The 16,380-nt window shown below is 68.7% G+C and carries 16 protein-coding genes; 11 read left to right on the top strand and 5 right to left on the bottom strand.

Annotated elements, in window-relative coordinates; all coding sequences use genetic code 11:
- Positions 1 to 2: 2 nt before the first annotated feature.
- Together BX604_RS10855 and trxA are read left to right on the top strand one after the other, a co-directional pair.
- Positions 3 to 884: a pirin family protein gene (locus BX604_RS10855; protein WP_098550808.1), complete on the top strand. Its 882-nt coding sequence runs from the start codon at positions 3 to 5 to the stop codon at positions 882 to 884.
- Positions 885 to 936: 52 nt separating this feature from the next.
- Positions 937 to 1,785 (top strand): thioredoxin, encoded by an 849-nt coding sequence (gene trxA, locus BX604_RS10850; RefSeq protein WP_098550807.1) that lies wholly within the window; start codon positions 937 to 939, stop codon positions 1,783 to 1,785.
- 116 nt (positions 1,786 to 1,901) lie between these two features.
- Here the strand turns inward: trxA and tcdA are convergent, their stop codons facing one another.
- Positions 1,902 to 2,759: a tRNA cyclic N6-threonylcarbamoyladenosine(37) synthase TcdA gene (tcdA, locus tag BX604_RS10845; protein ID WP_098550806.1), complete on the bottom strand. Its 858-nt coding sequence runs from the start codon at positions 2,757 to 2,759 to the stop codon at positions 1,902 to 1,904.
- 128 nt (positions 2,760 to 2,887) lie between these two features.
- Here tcdA and pdxH point away from each other — a divergent pair, with 128 nt between their 5' ends.
- The 3 genes from pdxH (at position 2,888) to BX604_RS10830 (ending at position 6,222) form a co-directional block, all read left to right on the top strand.
- Positions 2,888 to 3,532, top strand: a complete 645-nt coding sequence (gene pdxH, locus BX604_RS10840) for a pyridoxamine 5'-phosphate oxidase (RefSeq protein ID WP_098550805.1) — start codon at positions 2,888 to 2,890, stop codon at positions 3,530 to 3,532.
- A 126-nt stretch (positions 3,533 to 3,658) separates the two neighbouring features.
- Complete coding sequence (locus BX604_RS10835; protein ID WP_098550804.1) at positions 3,659 to 4,879, top strand: SAM-dependent methyltransferase; 1,221 nt, start codon at positions 3,659 to 3,661, stop codon at positions 4,877 to 4,879.
- A gap of 23 nt (positions 4,880 to 4,902) precedes the next feature.
- Complete coding sequence (locus BX604_RS10830; protein WP_098550803.1) at positions 4,903 to 6,222, top strand: DUF72 domain-containing protein; 1,320 nt, start codon at positions 4,903 to 4,905, stop codon at positions 6,220 to 6,222.
- Positions 6,223 to 6,251: 29 nt separating this feature from the next.
- On the opposite strand, the gene msrA is transcribed toward BX604_RS10830, so the two are convergent.
- Positions 6,252 to 6,815, bottom strand: coding sequence for a peptide-methionine (S)-S-oxide reductase MsrA (msrA, locus tag BX604_RS10825; protein WP_098550802.1), 564 nt, complete (start codon positions 6,813 to 6,815; stop codon positions 6,252 to 6,254).
- A 523-nt stretch (positions 6,816 to 7,338) separates the two neighbouring features.
- Between msrA and BX604_RS10820 the strand changes: the two genes are divergently transcribed.
- The 3 genes from BX604_RS10820 (at position 7,339) to BX604_RS10810 (ending at position 10,210) form a co-directional block, all read left to right on the top strand.
- Positions 7,339 to 8,745, top strand: coding sequence for a selenium-binding protein SBP56-related protein (locus tag BX604_RS10820; protein WP_098550801.1), 1,407 nt, complete (start codon positions 7,339 to 7,341; stop codon positions 8,743 to 8,745).
- The gene (locus BX604_RS10815; protein ID WP_098550800.1) at positions 8,742 to 9,416 is read left to right on the top strand and encodes a hypothetical protein; all 675 of its coding nucleotides are present in this window, start codon (positions 8,742 to 8,744) and stop codon (positions 9,414 to 9,416) included. The genes BX604_RS10820 and BX604_RS10815 overlap by 4 nt, the downstream gene beginning before the upstream one ends.
- Before the next feature lie 284 nt (positions 9,417 to 9,700).
- Complete coding sequence (locus tag BX604_RS10810; RefSeq protein ID WP_098550799.1) at positions 9,701 to 10,210, top strand: flavin reductase family protein; 510 nt, start codon at positions 9,701 to 9,703, stop codon at positions 10,208 to 10,210.
- Here the strand turns inward: BX604_RS10810 and BX604_RS10805 are convergent.
- Positions 10,197 to 10,697, bottom strand: a complete 501-nt coding sequence (locus tag BX604_RS10805) for an Lrp/AsnC family transcriptional regulator (RefSeq protein ID WP_006477992.1) — start codon at positions 10,695 to 10,697, stop codon at positions 10,197 to 10,199. The two genes, BX604_RS10810 and BX604_RS10805, sit on opposite strands and share 14 nt — an antisense overlap.
- A 130-nt stretch (positions 10,698 to 10,827) precedes the next feature.
- Here BX604_RS10805 and kynB point away from each other — a divergent pair, with 130 nt between their 5' ends.
- The 3 genes from kynB (at position 10,828) to kynA (ending at position 13,745) form a co-directional block, all read left to right on the top strand.
- Complete coding sequence (gene kynB, locus BX604_RS10800) at positions 10,828 to 11,469, top strand: arylformamidase (RefSeq protein ID WP_098550798.1); 642 nt, start codon at positions 10,828 to 10,830, stop codon at positions 11,467 to 11,469.
- Between the two features lie 25 nt (positions 11,470 to 11,494).
- Complete coding sequence (kynU, locus tag BX604_RS10795; RefSeq protein ID WP_373562416.1) at positions 11,495 to 12,748, top strand: kynureninase; 1,254 nt, start codon at positions 11,495 to 11,497, stop codon at positions 12,746 to 12,748.
- A 79-nt stretch (positions 12,749 to 12,827) separates the two neighbouring features.
- The gene (kynA, locus tag BX604_RS10790) at positions 12,828 to 13,745 is read left to right on the top strand and encodes a tryptophan 2,3-dioxygenase (protein WP_098550797.1); all 918 of its coding nucleotides are present in this window, start codon (positions 12,828 to 12,830) and stop codon (positions 13,743 to 13,745) included.
- Positions 13,746 to 13,766: 21 nt separating this feature from the next.
- On the opposite strand, the gene BX604_RS10785 is transcribed toward kynA, so the two are convergent.
- The gene (locus tag BX604_RS10785; RefSeq protein ID WP_098552820.1) at positions 13,767 to 15,164 is read right to left on the bottom strand and encodes an MFS transporter; all 1,398 of its coding nucleotides are present in this window, start codon (positions 15,162 to 15,164) and stop codon (positions 13,767 to 13,769) included.
- Positions 15,165 to 15,424: 260 nt separating this feature from the next.
- Positions 15,425 to 16,369 (bottom strand): ketopantoate reductase family protein, encoded by a 945-nt coding sequence (locus BX604_RS10780; protein WP_098550796.1) that lies wholly within the window; start codon positions 16,367 to 16,369, stop codon positions 15,425 to 15,427.
- Positions 16,370 to 16,380 lie beyond the last annotated feature (11 nt).

The following is a 16,380-nucleotide window of genomic DNA, read 5'->3' as shown; positions in this document are numbered from 1 at the left end:
CCATGACCGATCCGATCAAAGCCCTGCTGAAGCCGCACATCCGCGACATCGGCAACCTGCAGGTGCGCCGCACACTGCCCGCGCTCGCCGCGCGCCTTGTCGGCCCGTTCATCTTCTTCGATCACATGGGCCCCGCGACGCTGCCGGCCGGTACCGGCCTCGACGTGCGCCCGCATCCGCATATCGGGCTCGCCACCGTCACCTACCTGTTCGACGGCGCGATCCTGCACCGCGACAGCCTCGGCTCGCTGCAGGAAATCGTGCCGGGCGACGTGAACTGGATGACGGCCGGCCGCGGCATCGTCCACTCGGAACGGACGCCCGACGCACAGCGCGCCAACGGTCACACGGTGCACGGGATCCAGACCTGGGTCGCGCTGCCGGTCGCCAACGAGACCACCGAGCCGTCGTTCGAACACCATGCGGCCGGCACGCTGCCCAAGCGCGACGCGAACGGCGTGGCGCTGACGGTGATCGCCGGCGACGCGTTCGGCCTGCATTCGCCCGTCACGACGTTCTCGCGCACGCTGTACGTCGCCGCCGAGTTCGCGGCCGGCGGCCGCGTCGAGCTCGACGCATCGCACGAGGAGCGCGCGGTTTACGTGGTCAGCGGCGACCTGACGATCGACGGCACGCCGGTGCCGGCCGAGCAGATGGCCGTGCTCACGCCGGGCGCGACGGTCACGCTCGCGAGCAGCAACGGCGCACGCGCGATGCTGCTCGGCGGCGACAGGATCGACGGCGAACGCTTCATCGAATGGAATTTCGTCGCCAGCAGCCGCGACGCGATCGAGCGCGCGAAACAGGCGTGGACAAACCAGGAAATGGGCAAGGTGCCGGGCGAAACCGAGTGGATCCCGCTGCCCGAATCAAAGCCGCGTTGAAAAAGGGGCGTGCCGCCCCCATCCTGACGACATTCGAACAGCAGAGAACGACATGGACACCACGCTTGCCACTTTCGAGAAAGACGTCATCGAGGCGTCGCTGGACACGCCCGTGCTGGTCGACTTCTGGGCGCCGTGGTGCGGCCCCTGCAAGACGCTCGGCCCGCTGCTCGAGAAGCTCGAAGCCGACTACGAAGGCCGCTGGAAGCTCGTGAAGGTGAACGTCGACGAGAACCAGGAGCTCGCCGCGCACTTCCAGACGCGCAGCATTCCGCACGTGATCGCGTTCGCCGACGGGCGCCCGGTCGACCAGTTCGTCGGCGTGCTGCCGGAAGGCCAGTTGCGCGCATTCCTCGACCGGCTGCTGCCGGCGCCCGACGAAGCCGAACGCCGCGCCGCGCAATACGCGATCGCCGAGTCGCGCTACGACGATGCGGTCACCCACCTCGAAGCGGCGCTCGCGCTAAACCCCGGCTTCGACGACGCACGGCTCGACCTGATCGAGCTGCTGCTCGCGAACAACCAGGTGGACCTCGCGCGTGCGGAGACCGAACGTCTCGCGCCGCAGACCGTGCAGGGCGGCGATCCGCGCTACCAGGCGATCAAGACCCGTTTCGACGCACTCGACGCGACGGCCGACCTGCCGCCGACCGACGCGCTCGAAGCACGCATCGCCGCAAACCCCGCCGATCTCGAAGCGCGCTTCGACCTCGCGCAGAGCCTGATCGCACGGCGGGCGTACGAAGGCGCACTCGAGCAATTGCTGGAAATCGTGATGCGCGACCGCGCGTACGGCGACGATCTCGGCCGCCGCACGATGATTTCGGTGTTCGAACTGGCGGGCGATCACCCCGAGCTCGTCGCTGCATGGCGACGCAAGCTGAGCATGGCGCTCAACTGACGCGCGACCGGCCGGGCTGCAACGGCCCGGCTGACCTGCCGCATCGCACGCGGCGCGCGTGACGCGCCGCAGCATTCCTTCACGTCGAACGATTCGACGTTCAGCCGTTCAACGGCTCAGCCGGCGGCCCGCGCCGCGATCGCACGCAACGCATGCGCGGCGGCCGCGAAGCCGAAGCTCGCAGTCACGCACACGCTCGAACCGAACCCCGCACAGTTGAGCCCCGCGACATGCGCGGCCGCGGACGGCTCCGCGCCGTCCTCGATGTCGCACGCGGCGGCTTCCGGATAGATCAGCGGCTCGTCGGAATACACGGCGCTCACCCTGAAGCGCGCCTTCGGCCCGCGCGGAAAGCCGTGCTGCTTGCGCAACTGCGCGCGCACCTTCGACAGCAGCGGATCCTGGATCGTCAGCGCGAGATCGTCGATGCGGATGCGCGTCGGGTCGAGCTGGCCGCCCGCGCCGCCGACCGTAACGAGCGGCTGCCCTTTCGCGACGCACCATGCGATCAGCGCGACCTTCGTGCGCACGCTGTCGATCGCGTCGATCACGTAGTCGAAACCGCCGCCGAGCAGCGCGTCGAAGTTGTCGGGCTCCGCGAAATCCTCGATCCGGTTCACGCGGCACGCGGGATCGATCAGCGCGATCCGCTCGGCCATCGCGTCGACCTTCGGCTTGCCGTAATTGCCGTCGAGCGCGTGAATCTGACGGTTGGTATTGCTTTCCGCGACGTTGTCGAGATCGACCAGCGTCAGCGTGCCGACCGCGCTGCGGGCGAGTGCTTCGGCTGTCCATGACCCGACGCCGCCGATCCCGATCACGGCGACGTGTGCACGCTCGAACGCGGCGAGCGCGGGCGCGCCGTACAGCCGCGCGATGCCGCCGAAACGGCGGTCGCGATCCACGTCAAGCTGGATTGTCGGGCTCGGGGTAAGATCAGAGGAACTGGGCGGGGCAGCGTCGGCAGCGGACATGGCAGCAAGGAAAACGTAAGTCGAGCAGCCCTCTATTTTGCCTGATATCCCCGCCCGTACGCGCCACTGTGCACGCACGATTCTTCAGCGTTCGCTATACTGGCCCCAGATTGAAGCGTTTGCATAACATGACGACTCTCGCCGATCTTCGCATCAACTATTCACGTGCTTCGCTCGACGAAGCCGATGCCGCCCCCGACCCCTTCGCCCAGTTCGATCGCTGGTTCAAGGAGGCGCTCGCCGCCAAACTTCCCGAGCCCAATACGATGACGCTCGCCACCGTCGGCGACGACGGCCGGCCGTCGGCCCGAATCGTGCTCATCAAGGGTGTCGACGAACGCGGGTTCGTCTTCTTTACCAATTACGAAAGCCGCAAAGGCCGCGAACTCGCCACGCATCCGCAGGCGGCGCTGCTGTTCTACTGGATCGAGCTCGAGCGCCAGGTGCGCATCGAAGGCCGCATCGAGAAAACCAGCGCCGACGAAAGCGACCGCTATTTCGCGTCGCGCCCGCTCGGCTCGCGCATCGGTGCGTGGGCCTCCGAGCAGAGCGCCGTGATCGACAGCCGCGCGACGCTCGAAGCGCGCGAGCGGGACGTGGCCGAACGCTACGGCGAGAATCCGCCGCGTCCGCCGCACTGGGGCGGCTATCGCCTCGTGCCCGACGCGATCGAGTTCTGGCAGGGCCGCCCGTCGCGGTTGCACGACCGGCTGCTCTATACGCGCGACGCCCCGGCGGCGCCGGGCTGGACGATCTCGCGCCTGTCGCCGTAAAGGCTCCGGCAGCGCCGGCGCGAACCGGTCGTATCTCGTGTTGCATCCGGGCGCCCGCCTCGCGAAGGGCGAGCGCCGTCAAGATACTTGGCTGTATTCGATTCAACGAACAAACGGAGAATCCAAATGTTCTGGGAAAAGAAGCTGGCACAGTGGGCGGACGAAGTACGGGCAAAGGCGAACATCCCCGCGCGCCTGGTGCTATGGAATGGCGAACAACTCGATTTCGGCACCTTCAGCGCGCCGCAGGTCACGCTGAAGGTCAACAGCGCGTCGGCGTTGCCGCTCTTGCTCGAACCAAGCCTCGACAATCTCGGCGAGGCCTACGTGAAGGGCAAGATCGACATCGAAGGCAGGCTGTCGGACATCATCAACATCAGCTATTCGCTGGCGCGCAACACGGTCACCAACGCGAACAAGCTCGCGCGCGTGCGGCGCTACTTCAATCATACGAAGAACACCGACCGGAAGGCGATCCAGTATCACTACGACGTGTCGAACGAGTTCTATCAGCTGTGGCTCGACGAGAACATGGTGTACTCGTGTGCGTACTTCGAGAACGGCGACGAAGATCTCGCGACCGCGCAGATCAAGAAGATCGACCACATCCTGACCAAGATCCGGCTCCAGCCGGGCCAGCGCCTGCTCGACATCGGCTGCGGCTGGGGCGCGCTCGTGCTGCGCGCGGCGCAGAAGTTCGGCGCGACGTGTCTGGGCGTGACGCTGTCGCAGAACCAGTTCGATCTCGCGACCGCGCGCGTGAAGGCCGCCGGCCTCGAGGACAAGATCGAGATCCGGCTGCAGGACTACCGCGAGATCGAGGGCCAGTTCGACCGGATCACGAGCGTCGGGATGTTCGAGCACGTCGGCCGCAAGAACCTGCCGCTCTATTTCTCGCGCGTGCACGACCTGCTGGCCGACGACGGCATCGCGATGAACCACGGGATCACGTCGACCGACGCGGAAAGCGGCGAAACGGCGCTCGGCGGCGGCGAGTTCATCGACCGCTACGTGTTCCCGGACGGCGAGTTGCCGCACATCAGCCTCGCGCTCGAATCGGCGCAGCGCGGCGGCCTCGAGGCGATTGACATCGAAAGCCTGCGGCGACACTATGCGCGCACGCTCGAGATCTGGACCGAGAACTTCGAGGCGAAGGCGGACCAGGCACGCTCGCTCGTCGACGACGAAAAATTCCGCATCTGGCGCGTGTATCTGGCCGGCTGCGCGTATGCGTTCGAGCACGACGACGTGTCGATCTTCCAGATCGTGTGCCGCAAGGCCGGCCAGAGCGCGAAAACGCTGCCGTGGTCGCGGCGCTACATGTACGAAAACCCGCTGCCGCGCTAGGCGGCACTTGACGCTGGGCATGCATGGGTGACGGCAGGACGCGGCGCAACACGCCGCCGCAACGACAGCAGCGCGACGACACGGACGGGGCGCACGCCGAAGGGCAGTTCGACCTGTTCGGCGCGCCGTCCGACGACGCGCGCGCGGCTGCGTCCGACGACGACGCTGCAAGCCGCAGCGAGCACGTGACGCCCCACGAAGGCGACGACGGGCAATCGCCTGCCCGCGCCCGCCGCGCATCGCCCCGCCCGTCCGCCCCGGACGAAGAACCCGCGCCCGCCTCCGGCATGCTGTGGGACGACCCGTCCCCGCCGGCCGCGCCGCCGAAGAAAGGCCGACGCCAGCGCGGTGTGGCGCCCGCACCGGTCTCCGCGGAAGTCGCCGATGCGGCGGCCGCGCTGCCGCCGAACGTGCGGCTCGGTACATCGTCGTGGTACTTCCCCGGCTGGGACGGCATCGTCTACGACGGCGACTTCGCACAGACGAAGCTGTCGCGCGAAGGGCTCGCCGCATACGGCGCGCATCCGTTGCTGAAAAGCGTGAGCCTGGACCGGTCGTTCTACGGCCCGCTGTCGGTGGCCGACTACCTGCGCTACGCGCAGCAGGTGCCGGACGATTTCCGCTTCGTCGTGAAGGCGCCGGCCTCCGTGACCGACGCGGTGGTGCGCGGCCGGCGCGGCGAGCCGTCGGGACCGAACCCGACCTTTCTCGACGCGCAGCTTGCAACCGCGGAATTCGTGCAGCCGTGCATCGACGGGCTCGGCAAGAAGGCCGGCGTGCTCGTGTTCCAGTTCTCGCCGATGCCCGATCAGCTGCTCGCCGACCCGGCCGCGCTGATCGACCGGCTGTCGGCGTTCTTTGCGGCGCTGCCGCCGCTGGCCCCGGAAGCGGACGGCACGCGCTACGCGATCGAGATTCGCGACGCGAGCCTGCTGACGCCGCGCTTCATCCGCGCGCTCGCGGCGCTCGGCGTGCGCTACTGCGTCGGCCTGCATGCACGGATGCCCGACCCGCTGCGCCAGGCGGCGGCGCTCGCACTGCTCGACGGCGATACGCCGGGGCCGCTGATCGTGCGCTGGAGCCTGCACGGCGGGTTCAAGTACGAGCAGGCGAAAGCGAAGTACGAGCCGTTCGACAAGCTCGTCGACGAGGATCCGGCCACGCGCTCGGCGCTCGCCGAACTGGCCGCGCGCTACGCGCTGGCCGGGCAGCCGGTGATCATCACGATCAACAACAAGGCGGAAGGCTCCGCGCCGCTGTCGTGCATCGCGCTCGCGCGCGAGATCGCCGCCGCGTGCGCGCACTGGCGCGACGAGGCGGCGCAGGCATCAGGCGCCGCTTAGTGGCTGCTTGGTGGCTGCCTGGCCACCGCTCATGCGCCGCGCACCGACTTCAGCCGGTGAGAGAACTTCTGGCGGAATTTCGCGAGCTTCGGCCCGATCACGACCGAGCAGTAGCCCTGCCCCGGATTGCGCGCGTAATAGTTCTGGTGATAGTCCTCGGCCGGCCAGTAGTTGTTGTCGTCGAGCGGCACGACCTGCGTGACGATCGGCTGCCCGAACACCTGTTCGCGCTCCAGTTCGCGGATCACGTCGAGCGCAGTGTCGCGCTGCGCATCCGAATGCGAGAACACGACCGAACGGTACTGCGTGCCGACGTCGTTACCCTGCCGGTTCAGCTGGGTCGGATCGTGCGTCGCGAAGAAGATCTCAAGGATCTCGCGATAGCCGATGCGGGCCGGATCGAACGTCACGTTCACGACCTCCGCGTGTCCGGTGTCGCCCTCGCACACGTCGCGATAGCCGGGGTTGCGCGTATGGCCGCCCGCATAGCCCGACTGGACGGCCGTCACACCGTCGACGTCGAGAAACACGGCCTCCGTGCACCAGAAGCACCCGCCGCCCACAGTCGCGGTTTCAAGCATGTCGTTCCCCATGAAATCAGTCCCTCGTTGATGACAGCGGCGACACGCACGCGTGTACATGCCGCCGCCTGTTCGTCTCGCCGCCGCCCGTTTGCGCGGGCAAAGCGGCACGCGTTCAAGTATCTCACTCGCGTGCGAATCCGGCAGAACCGCATGCCCGCCGCACACGACCCGTCGCGCGTTTCTCGTCTACACTTCTACACCGGGTCACGCGTCGCCGCGACGGCACACCGTCCGGCTGCACGCAGCGTCCGATGCATGCCCGCTCCTGATGTATCCATCATCCGCCGGAACATCGCTATGCACGCCTTGGCAGATATCGCCCGCACCGCCGGCGCACGACGCGCCGCCGCTTCACCCGCACCCTCGCGCTGCCCTGCGCAGCGATCCGGGCCCTCGCGCCTGCCCGCTTTCCCGACCTGATGCACGGCTGCGCGCGTCCCGCCGACGCGTGCGCCGCGCAACGCCTTCGCCCCGCACGCCACAGCGAACGGCCGTGCGCCACCGATCCGATACAACCGAGAGAGGCACCCCGATGAGCATGCGGCCCGACCCGACCTTTCACGCTTCGCCGGAACTTGCGATGCAGGCGCCGGCGGAAGCGTTCGCCTATACGTTGTTGCTGAGCCCCGATTTTTCCAGACCCGACGCGCTCGCCGTGATCGACGTGAAGCCCGGCTCCGCGACCTACGGAAAAATCGTCCACACGGTGACGATGCCGAACACCGGCGACGAGTTTCACCACTTCGGCTGGAATGCGTGTTCGTCGTCGCTGTCGCCGCTCACCGGCCACGCGTTTCTCGAGCGGCGCTTCCTGATCATCCCCGGCCTGCGCTCGTCACGCATCTACGTGATCGACACCAAGCCGCATCCGACGCAGGCGCGCATCCACAAGATCATCGAGCCCGACGAGATCTTCGCGAAGACCGGCTATTCGCGACCGCACACGGTCCACTGCGGCCCCGAGGGCATCTACGTGAGCACGCTAGGCGGAGCCGGCAAGGACGGCACCGACGGCGCGCCCGGCATCTTCATCATGGACTGCGAGACCTTCGACGTGCTCGGCCGCTGGGAAATCGATCGCGGCCCGCAGGACAAGCATTACGACTTCTGGTGGAACCTGCCGCGCGACTACATGGTGTCGAGCGAATGGGCGCTGCCGCCGCAATTCGAGCACGGCATCGTGCCGGAAGACCTGCTCGCGAACCGGTACGGCCACCGGCTGCATTTCTGGGACCTGCGCGCGCGGCGCAACGTGCAGACGATCGATCTCGGCGCGCACCACCAGATGGCGCTGGAAGTGCGGCCCGCCCACGATCCGGTGCGCGAATACGGGTTCGTCGGCGTGGTGGTCGACACGACCAATCTCGAAGGGTCGATCTGGACCTGGTGGCGCGAAGGCGGCAAGTTCCATGTGCGCAAGACCGCGACGATCCCGGCCGAACCGGCCGCGGCCGACGAGCTGCCGCCGCTGCTCAAGGGATTCGGCGCGGTGCCGCCGCTCGTGACCGACATCGACCTGTCGCTCGACGACCGCTTCCTGTACGTGTCGTGCTGGGGCACCGGCGAGATGCGCCAGTACGACGTGTCGGATCCGCATCAGCCGGTGCTCGCGGGGTCGGTACGGATCGGCGGGATCGTGCGCCGGGCGCCGCACACGAACGGCCGCGCGTTCGCGGGCGGCCCGCAGATGGTGGAAATCAGCCGCGACGGCCGGCGCGTGTACTGGACCAACTCGCTGTACTCGACGTGGGACGACCAGTTCTACCCGGACGGCGTGCCGGCCGCGCAGGTGCTCGCGCATGCGGGGCCGGACGGCGGGCTCACGCTCGCCGACGACTATTGGGTCGACTTCCCCGAAGGCTATCGCGCGCACCAGATCCGGCTGGAAGGCGGCGACTGCTCGACCGACTCGTTCTGCTATCCGTCGGTCAAGCGTTGAACACGGGGCTCTCCGCGCCGCTCGCGCTCTGGGCGGCCGTGCTCGCGAGCGGCGTCTATCACGGGCTCAATCCGGCGATGGGCTGGCCGCTGGCCGTGTCGAACGCGCTGATGACGCGCCGCGGCGGCGCGCTCGTCGCGGCGCTCGGCTATCTCGCGCTCGGCCACGCGCTCGCGGTGTTCATGGTGATGCTGCCGTTCGGGCTGCTCGCCGCGCTGCTCGCGTGGCAGTCGGCGATCCGGATCGGCGCGAGCGCGCTCGTGATCGGCTTCGGCGCGCTGCTGCTGATCCGCCGCCGCCATCCGCGGGCGCTCGCGCGGATCGCGCCGGCGCGCCTCGGGCTGTGGTCGTTCGCGGTCGCGATCGCGCACGGCGCCGGGCTGATGCTGGTGCCGATCTACCTCGGCCTCTGCGGGCTCGAAGGGGGCGCCGGGGACGCCGGCCATCGCGCGGCCGCGACGCTCGTCGATGCGCATCTCGGCATGGCGCTCGTCGTCGCGGCCGTGCATGCGGCCGCGATGATCGCGACGGGCGGCGTGCTGGCGTGGCTCGTCTATCGCTATCTCGGGCTGAAATTCGTCGCGCGGAGCTGGTTCAACCTCGATGCCGTGTGGGCATCGAGCCTGATCGTGACGGGCGCGCTGTCGCTCGGACTGGCGGCGGCGCGATAGCAAGGCAGCACGTTCGCCACGCGACGCCGCTGCCAACCACGCGCAACAAAACGCGACGGAACAGGCATTTGCGCGCAATTTCGGCGCCGCGCGGCAGTGTTCGCTACCTCACGCTCGCGCCGCAATGCGCCGCCCGTACGGGCCCGGCGGCCCTGATTCCGCTAAAATCCGGGCATGCGCACCACTTTCCAATCGACCACCCCGGCCTTGCCGCCTTTCGTCCGCCGCGCCCCCCGGATCCGCCGTGCGCCGCGCCCGCCCGTTTCGTCCCGGATGGCCGCCCGATGAACCAGCCCACTCCGCCGGATTTCGACTCGGCCGCATTTCGCCAGGCGCTCGGCCAGTTCGCGACCGGCGTCACGGTCATCACGACGTGCGCGCCGTCCGGACAGCTGATCGGCATCACCGCGAGCTCATTCAACTCGGTGTCGCTCGATCCGCCGCTCGTGCTGTGGAGCCTCGCGCACAAATCTGCGTCGACGCCGGTGTTCCGCAGCAACAGCCATTACGTGGTGAACGTGCTCGCGGCGTCGCAACTGGACCTGTGCAAGCGTTTCTCGACCTACAAGGGCGATCGTTTCGAAGGGATTGCGCACGCGGCAGGCAACTCGGGCATGCCGGTGCTGGACGGTGCGCTCGCGTGGTTCGAATGCCACAACCGCAGCCGCTACGACGAAGGCGACCACGTGATCTTCGTCGGTGAAGTGGAGCGCTGCGGCGTGCGGGCCGCAACCGACGACGCGCCGCCGCTCGTGTTCCACGGCGGCGGGTTCCACGGCCTCACACCGCTTTGATCGCCCCGGTGCGCGCCAGCCCGACCGGCGCGCCCGCCTCGTCCTTCAGCGTCTGCAGCACGATGTTCGAACGGATGTCCATCACCCCCGGCGCCTTGTAGAGCCGGTTCAGCACGAAATCCGAATAGTGCTTGAGGTTGTGCGCGAGCACGCGCAACAGATAGTGGCTCTCGCCGGTCACGACGAACGCGCCGACCACCTCCGGCCATTCGCGCAGCGCTTCCGCGAAGCGCTCGTGCCACTGGTTTTCCTCATTGCGCATCGACACCTGCACGAATGCCTCGAGCTCGAAGCCGAGCTTCTCGCGGCTCAGGCATGCGCGGTAGTGCTCGATCACGCCCTGCTCCTCGAGCAGGCGCATCCGGCGCAAACAGGCGGACGGCGACAGCGAGATCCGCTCCGCCAGATCGAGATTGCTGATTCTGCCCTCTTCCTGCAGGACTGCCAGGATCCGGCAGTCGGTGGCATCGAGCGTGATCGCGTGCATTTTTGATCCCCGTTTTCCCTCTGATTCGAATTATCTGCCAATCCGGCGGATTGTCCATGTTTATTTCGCAAGCACTTTCTACGAGCGTCCACCTATCATTCGAAGGATCGACTCACCGATTCGTCATGCCATGGACACACTCTGGGACATCTCGCCGCCGATCAGCCCCGCCACTCCCGTATGGCCGGGCGACACGCCGGTCTCCGTTGAACGCGTGTGGCGGATGGAGGCCGGCTCGCCGGTCAACGTCGCCCGCCTGACGCTGTCGCCGCATACCGGCGCGCACTGCGACGCGCCGCTGCACTACGACGCGAACGGCGCGCCGATCGGCGCCGTGCCGCTCGACACCTACCTCGGGCCCTGCCGCGTGATCCACTGCATCGGCGCCACGCCGGTCGTGCAGCCGGCCGACATCGAGGCCGCGCTCGACGGCGTACCGCCGCGCGTGCTGCTGCGCACCTATGCCCACGCGAGCGTCGAGCACTGGGACAGCAGCTTCTGCGCGGTCGCGCCCGCGACCGTCGACCTGCTCGCCGCGCACGGCGTGACGCTGATCGGCATCGACACGCCGTCGCTCGACCCGCAGGAATCGAAGACCATGGATGCGCATCACCGCGTGCGAGCGCACCGGATGGCGATCCTCGAAGGGATCGTGCTCGACGACGTGCCGCAAGGCGACTACGAACTGATCGCGCTGCCGCTGAAGTTCACGACGCTCGACGCAAGCCCCGTGCGCGCCGTGCTGCGTGCGCTGCCCGGCCGCGCCGCCTGATTACCCGAACCCTTTACCCGACATCATGATCAAGACCCGTGAAGACGCGCTCGCACTCGACCGCGACGACTCGCTCGCCACACTGCGCGACCAGTTCGCGCTGCCCGACGGCGTGATCTACCTCGACGGCAACTCGCTCGGCGCGCAGCCGCGCGCGTCGGCCGCCCGCGCGCAGCAGGTGATCAGCGCCGAATGGGGCGAAGGCCTGATCCGCAGCTGGAACACCGCCGGCTGGTTCGCGCTGCCGCGCCGCCTCGGCGACAAGCTCGCGACGCTGATCGGCGGCGCGCCCGGCGAAACCGTCGTGACCGACACCATTTCGATCAACCTGTTCAAGCTGCTGTCGGCGATGCTGCGCCACCAGGCCGAGCGCGCGCCGGAGCGCCGCGTGATCGTGTCGGAGCGCTCGAACTTCCCGACCGACCTGTACATCGCGCAAGGGCTGATCGAGCAGCTCGGCGGCGGCTACGAGCTGCGCCTGATCGACGATCCGTCGGATCTGCCCGACGCGCTCGGCGCGGATACGGCCGTCGCGATGATCACGCACGTGAACTACCGCACCGGCTACATGCACGACATGCCGGCCGTCACGCAGCTCGTGCACGACGCGGGCGCGCTGATGCTGTGGGATCTCGCGCACTCGGCCGGCGCGGTGCCGGTCGACCTGAACGGCGCACGCGCGGACGGCGCGGTCGGCTGCACGTACAAGTACCTGAACGGCGGCCCCGGCTCGCCCGCGTTCGTGTGGGTGCCGCAGCGCCATCTCGCGCATTTCTCGCAGCCGCTGTCGGGCTGGTGGGGCCACCGCGCGCCGTTCGCGATGCAGCCGGGCTTCGCGCCCGATCCGGGCATCGCGCGCTTCCTGTGCGGCACGCAGCCGATCGTGTCGATGTCGATGGTCGAATGCGGGCTCGACGTGTTCCTGCAGACCGACATGCACACCATCCGCCGCAAGTCGCTCGCGCTGACCGACGCGTTCATCGCGCTCGTCGAAGCGCGCTGCGCCGGCCTGTCGCTCAAGCTCGTCACGCCGCGCGCGCATCACCAGCGCGGCTCGCAGGCGAGCTTCGAGCATCCGCACGGCTACGAGGTGATGCAGGCGCTGATCGCGCGCGGCGTGATCGGCGACTATCGCGAGCCGTACGTGCTGCGCTTCGGCTTCACGCCGCTCTATACGCGCTTCGCCGACGTGTGGGATGCGGTCGAGACGCTGCGCGACATCCTCGCCACCGACGCGTGGAAGGCACCCGAGTTCGCCGAGCGCGGCGCGGTGACCTGATCGGCGTCGCCCGGCGCGCGCAGGCCGCGCGCCGCGCCCCCGTCATTCAATTCTGGAGAAAGTCGTGAATTCTGGTCATATGCAGCCACCCGGCGACGATGCGCCGGCGGGCTGCCCGTTCTCGGGCGCACGCGCCACCCACGAAGCGCCGCACGTGCCGGGCGATGCCGGCGCGCCAGCCGGCTGGCACGACGCGCAGCTCGATTTTTCGAAGTCGATGAGCTACGGCGACTACCTGTCGCTGAATTCGATCCTCGATGCGCAGCATCCGCTGTCGCCCGATCACAACGAGATGCTGTTCATCATCCAGCATCAGACGAGCGAGCTGTGGATGAAGCTCGCGCTGTTCGAGCTGCGCGGCGCGCTTAATGCCGTGCGCGACGATGCGCTGCCGCCCGCGTTCAAGATGCTCGCGCGCGTGTCGCGCATTCTCGAGCAGCTCGTGCAGGCGTGGAGCGTGCTGTCGACAATGACGCCGTCGGAATATTCGGCGATGCGGCCGTATCTCGGCCAGTCGTCGGGCTTCCAGTCGTACCAGTATCGGCAGCTCGAATTCCTGCTCGGCAACAAGAACGCGCAGATGTTGCAGCCGCATGCACACCGGCCCGACATCCTCGAACAGGTGCGTGCGACGCTCGAGGCGCCGTCGTTCTACGACGAAGTCGTGCGCCTGCTCGCGCGCCGCGGCTTCGCGATCGCGCCCGAGCGGCTCGAGCGCGACTGGACGCAGCCGATGCGTCACGACGAAACGGTCGAGGCCGCGTGGCTCGAGGTCTATCGTCATCCGCAGCAGCACTGGGAGCTGTACGAGATGGCCGAGGAACTCGTCGATCTCGAGGATGCGTTCCGCCAGTGGCGCTTCCGTCACGTGACGACCGTCGAGCGCATCATCGGCTTCAAGCAAGGCACGGGCGGCACGAGCGGCGCGCCGTATCTGCGCAAGATGCTCGACGTCGTGCTGTTCCCCGAGCTGTGGCACGTTCGGACCACGCTGTAACGCACGCCATGCGCCCGCGCGTCACGACGACGTGCGGGCCAGCTCCTCTCCTTCGCGCGGCAACGCCCGTTCGCGCGTCAAGCGCGGAATGTGCCGCCGCATCGCGAGCAGCGCGACGCAGACCACGCCCATCGCGGCGGCCAGCATCGCCAGGTACGCATTCGCGCCGCCCGTGGTGATCACGATCGCGCCGGCGAACGCGCTGAGGATCGCGCCGAGCCGGCCGAACGCGAGCGCGCTCGCGGTGCCGGTCGCGCGCACCGCCGTCGGATAGATGTACGCGCACAGCGCATACATCGTCGACTGCACCGCGTTGACGAACAGGCCGTGCAGGCCGAGCCCGACGATCAGCCAGCCCGTGTGACGCCCCGCGTCGACGCCCATCAGCCAGGCCGCGCTCGCGGCGCCGCCGATGCTGCACAGCGCGAGCGGCCAGCGCGAACCGGCATGCGCGATCGCCCACGCGCACAGCAGCGCGCCGATCACGCCGCCGAGGTTGTACGCGGTGAGCCCCGCGCCCGCGACCGATACGCTGAGCCCGCTCGCGGCCAGCATCGTCGGCAGCCAGCTGAATGCCGCGTACACCGCGAGCAGACACATGAAGAACGCACACCACAGCGCGATCGTGTCGCGCGCCTGGCCGCCGCCGAACAGCGCGCCGAAGCCGCCTCGCGCACCGGGCGCACGCGCATCGCGCAAATCGGTGAACACGGTGCCGGGCGCGACCGGCCGCTGCATGCGTGCGAGCAGCGCACCGAGTTCCGGCCAGCGCGCGGGGCGGCGCGCCAGATAGCGCGGCGATTCGGGCAACGCGCGCACGAGGATGAAGCCGAGCACGAGCGGCAGCGCGCCGCCCGCGAAGAACAGCCCGCGCCAGCCGTAGCGCGGCAGCACCTCGTGCGCGAACAACCCGGCCAGCATGCCGCCGAGCGGCACGCACACGATCGTCGCCGTGACCATCATCGTGCGGCGCCGCGCAGGCGTGTATTCGGCCGTCATCGTCGTGGCCGTCGGCAGCGCGCCGCCGATCCCGAGCCCCGCGCAGAAACGCAGCATCGCGATCGCTGCGACGTTCGGCGCGAAGCCGATCGCGCAGGTCGCGACGCCGAACAGGAACACGCTGCCGATCACGGCCTGGCGACGGCCGAAGCGGTCCGCGACGAGCCCCGCGCACGCGCTGCCGATACCCATCCCGATCAGCCCGGCCGCCACCGCGGGCGCGAATGCGCCGCGCGTGATCCCCCATTCGCGGATCAGCACCGGAATCGCGAAACCGATCAACTGGCCGTCGAAACCGTCGAGCACGATCGCCAGCGCGGCGAGCAGCACCACGCAGCGCTGCATCGTCGTGAACGGCCCGTCGTCGAGTGTCGCGCCGATGTCGACCGACGGCGCCGGCAATCCGTCGCGCGTGCTCATGCGGCCTCCCGTGCGCCACGCGGCGGCGGCGATGTGCGCGCACGGCGCGCAGCAAGACAACGGCATTCGATGGCTTTCATGGCGTCTCCAGTTGCCCGGGCTGGCGCGCAGGCGCGTGCCCGAATCTCGTGCTGCGCGGTCGGCGTCGACGCGCCGGCTCGTTCAGCGTTCCTGTCCAGTCCGTATCGGCCACGCATCGTCTGCCCGCGCGCGGTGCATGCGTGCTGCCGCGCGCTGCAAGCCTGCGATCGGCCCGATGCTCAGTCGATCCGCGCGTCGATCAGCCTGACCAGCGCGAGCAGCGTGTCGGTATGCGGGACCGCGACGCCCGTCTCGCGCGCCGCCGCGACGACCCTGCCGCTGATCGCGTCGATCTCCGTGCGGCGGCCCGCGAGCACGTCCTGCAGCATCGACGGCCGGTGGCCGCGATGTTCGCGGATCGCATGCCCGACGTTGCGCGCGATGCGCTCGCCGTCGACGCCGATGCCTTTCGCACGCGCGACGGCGGCCGTCTCGGCCGCGATCGCCAGCGCGAGCCTCGGCCCGTCGTCATGACAGCCGAGCTGGTCGACCGTGCAGCGCGTCGTCGCGCACAACGTGTTGAGCGCCGCGTTGAACGCGACCTTCTCCCAGATCGCGGCCCACACGTCGGCATCGAGCGAACACGCGAGCCCGGCATCCGACAATGCGGCGGCCACCGTCGCCGCGAACGGGCGCGCCGCACCGTCGGCCGTCATCATGCGGATCGTGCCGGCACCGTGCGAGCGCACATGCCCGGGGCCGGCGACGTCGGCCGGCCACGTCGTGACACCGACCAGAATGCGTTCGAGCGGCACGAACGCGTTCAGCGTCTCGACGTTGCCGAGCCCGTTCTGCAGCGTCAGCACGGACGTATGCGGGCTCAGCAACGCGCGCACGCCGTCGAGCGCCGCGTGCGTATGCAGCGATTTGGTGAAGACGATCAGCAGATCAAATGGTGTGTCGGGCGCGGCAAGCGCCGCCGCATGCGTGGCTTCGGGTCGCACGGCAGCCAGCGTGCGGATGCGGCGTTCGCCGCGATCGTCGTCGATGCGCAACCCGTCGCGACGAATCGCGTCGAGATGCGCGTCGTTCACGTCGATCAACGTGACGGCCGCGCCGCGCTCGGCCAGCAAGCCGCCGAACAGCGAGCCCATCGCGCCCGCGCCGAGAATCGCAATCCTCATCGTCGCCAGCC

Origin of the sequence: Burkholderia sp. JKS000303 (assembly GCF_002563755.1) — a bacterium.
Lineage (GTDB): Bacteria > Pseudomonadota > Gammaproteobacteria > Burkholderiales > Burkholderiaceae > Burkholderia > Burkholderia anthina_B.
The sequence above is the reverse complement of the archived record's forward strand: the minus strand, read 5'-3'. Positions and strand labels throughout refer to the sequence as shown.

Coding starts and splice junctions, on each gene's coding strand:
- BX604_RS10835 (WP_098550804.1), top strand. CDS start 3,659: ATGTTCTGGGAAAAGAAGCTGGCACAGTGGGCGGACGAAGTACGGGCA.
- BX604_RS10805 (WP_006477992.1), bottom strand. CDS start 10,697: ATGCACGCGATCACGCTCGATGCCACCGACTGCCGGATCCTGGCAGTC.
- kynB (WP_098550798.1), top strand. CDS start 10,828: ATGGACACACTCTGGGACATCTCGCCGCCGATCAGCCCCGCCACTCCC.
- BX604_RS10780 (WP_098550796.1), bottom strand. CDS start 16,369: ATGAGGATTGCGATTCTCGGCGCGGGCGCGATGGGCTCGCTGTTCGGC.
- BX604_RS10830 (WP_098550803.1), top strand. CDS start 4,903: ATGGGTGACGGCAGGACGCGGCGCAACACGCCGCCGCAACGACAGCAG.
- tcdA (WP_098550806.1), bottom strand. CDS start 2,759: ATGTCCGCTGCCGACGCTGCCCCGCCCAGTTCCTCTGATCTTACCCCG.
- trxA (WP_098550807.1), top strand. CDS start 937: ATGGACACCACGCTTGCCACTTTCGAGAAAGACGTCATCGAGGCGTCG.
- pdxH (WP_098550805.1), top strand. CDS start 2,888: ATGACGACTCTCGCCGATCTTCGCATCAACTATTCACGTGCTTCGCTC.
- msrA (WP_098550802.1), bottom strand. CDS start 6,815: ATGGGGAACGACATGCTTGAAACCGCGACTGTGGGCGGCGGGTGCTTC.
- kynA (WP_098550797.1), top strand. CDS start 12,828: ATGCAGCCACCCGGCGACGATGCGCCGGCGGGCTGCCCGTTCTCGGGC.
- kynU (WP_373562416.1), top strand. CDS start 11,495: ATGATCAAGACCCGTGAAGACGCGCTCGCACTCGACCGCGACGACTCG.
- BX604_RS10855 (WP_098550808.1), top strand. CDS start 3: ATGACCGATCCGATCAAAGCCCTGCTGAAGCCGCACATCCGCGACATC.
- BX604_RS10810 (WP_098550799.1), top strand. CDS start 9,701: ATGAACCAGCCCACTCCGCCGGATTTCGACTCGGCCGCATTTCGCCAG.
- BX604_RS10785 (WP_098552820.1), bottom strand. CDS start 15,164: ATGAGCACGCGCGACGGATTGCCGGCGCCGTCGGTCGACATCGGCGCG.
- BX604_RS10820 (WP_098550801.1), top strand. CDS start 7,339: ATGAGCATGCGGCCCGACCCGACCTTTCACGCTTCGCCGGAACTTGCG.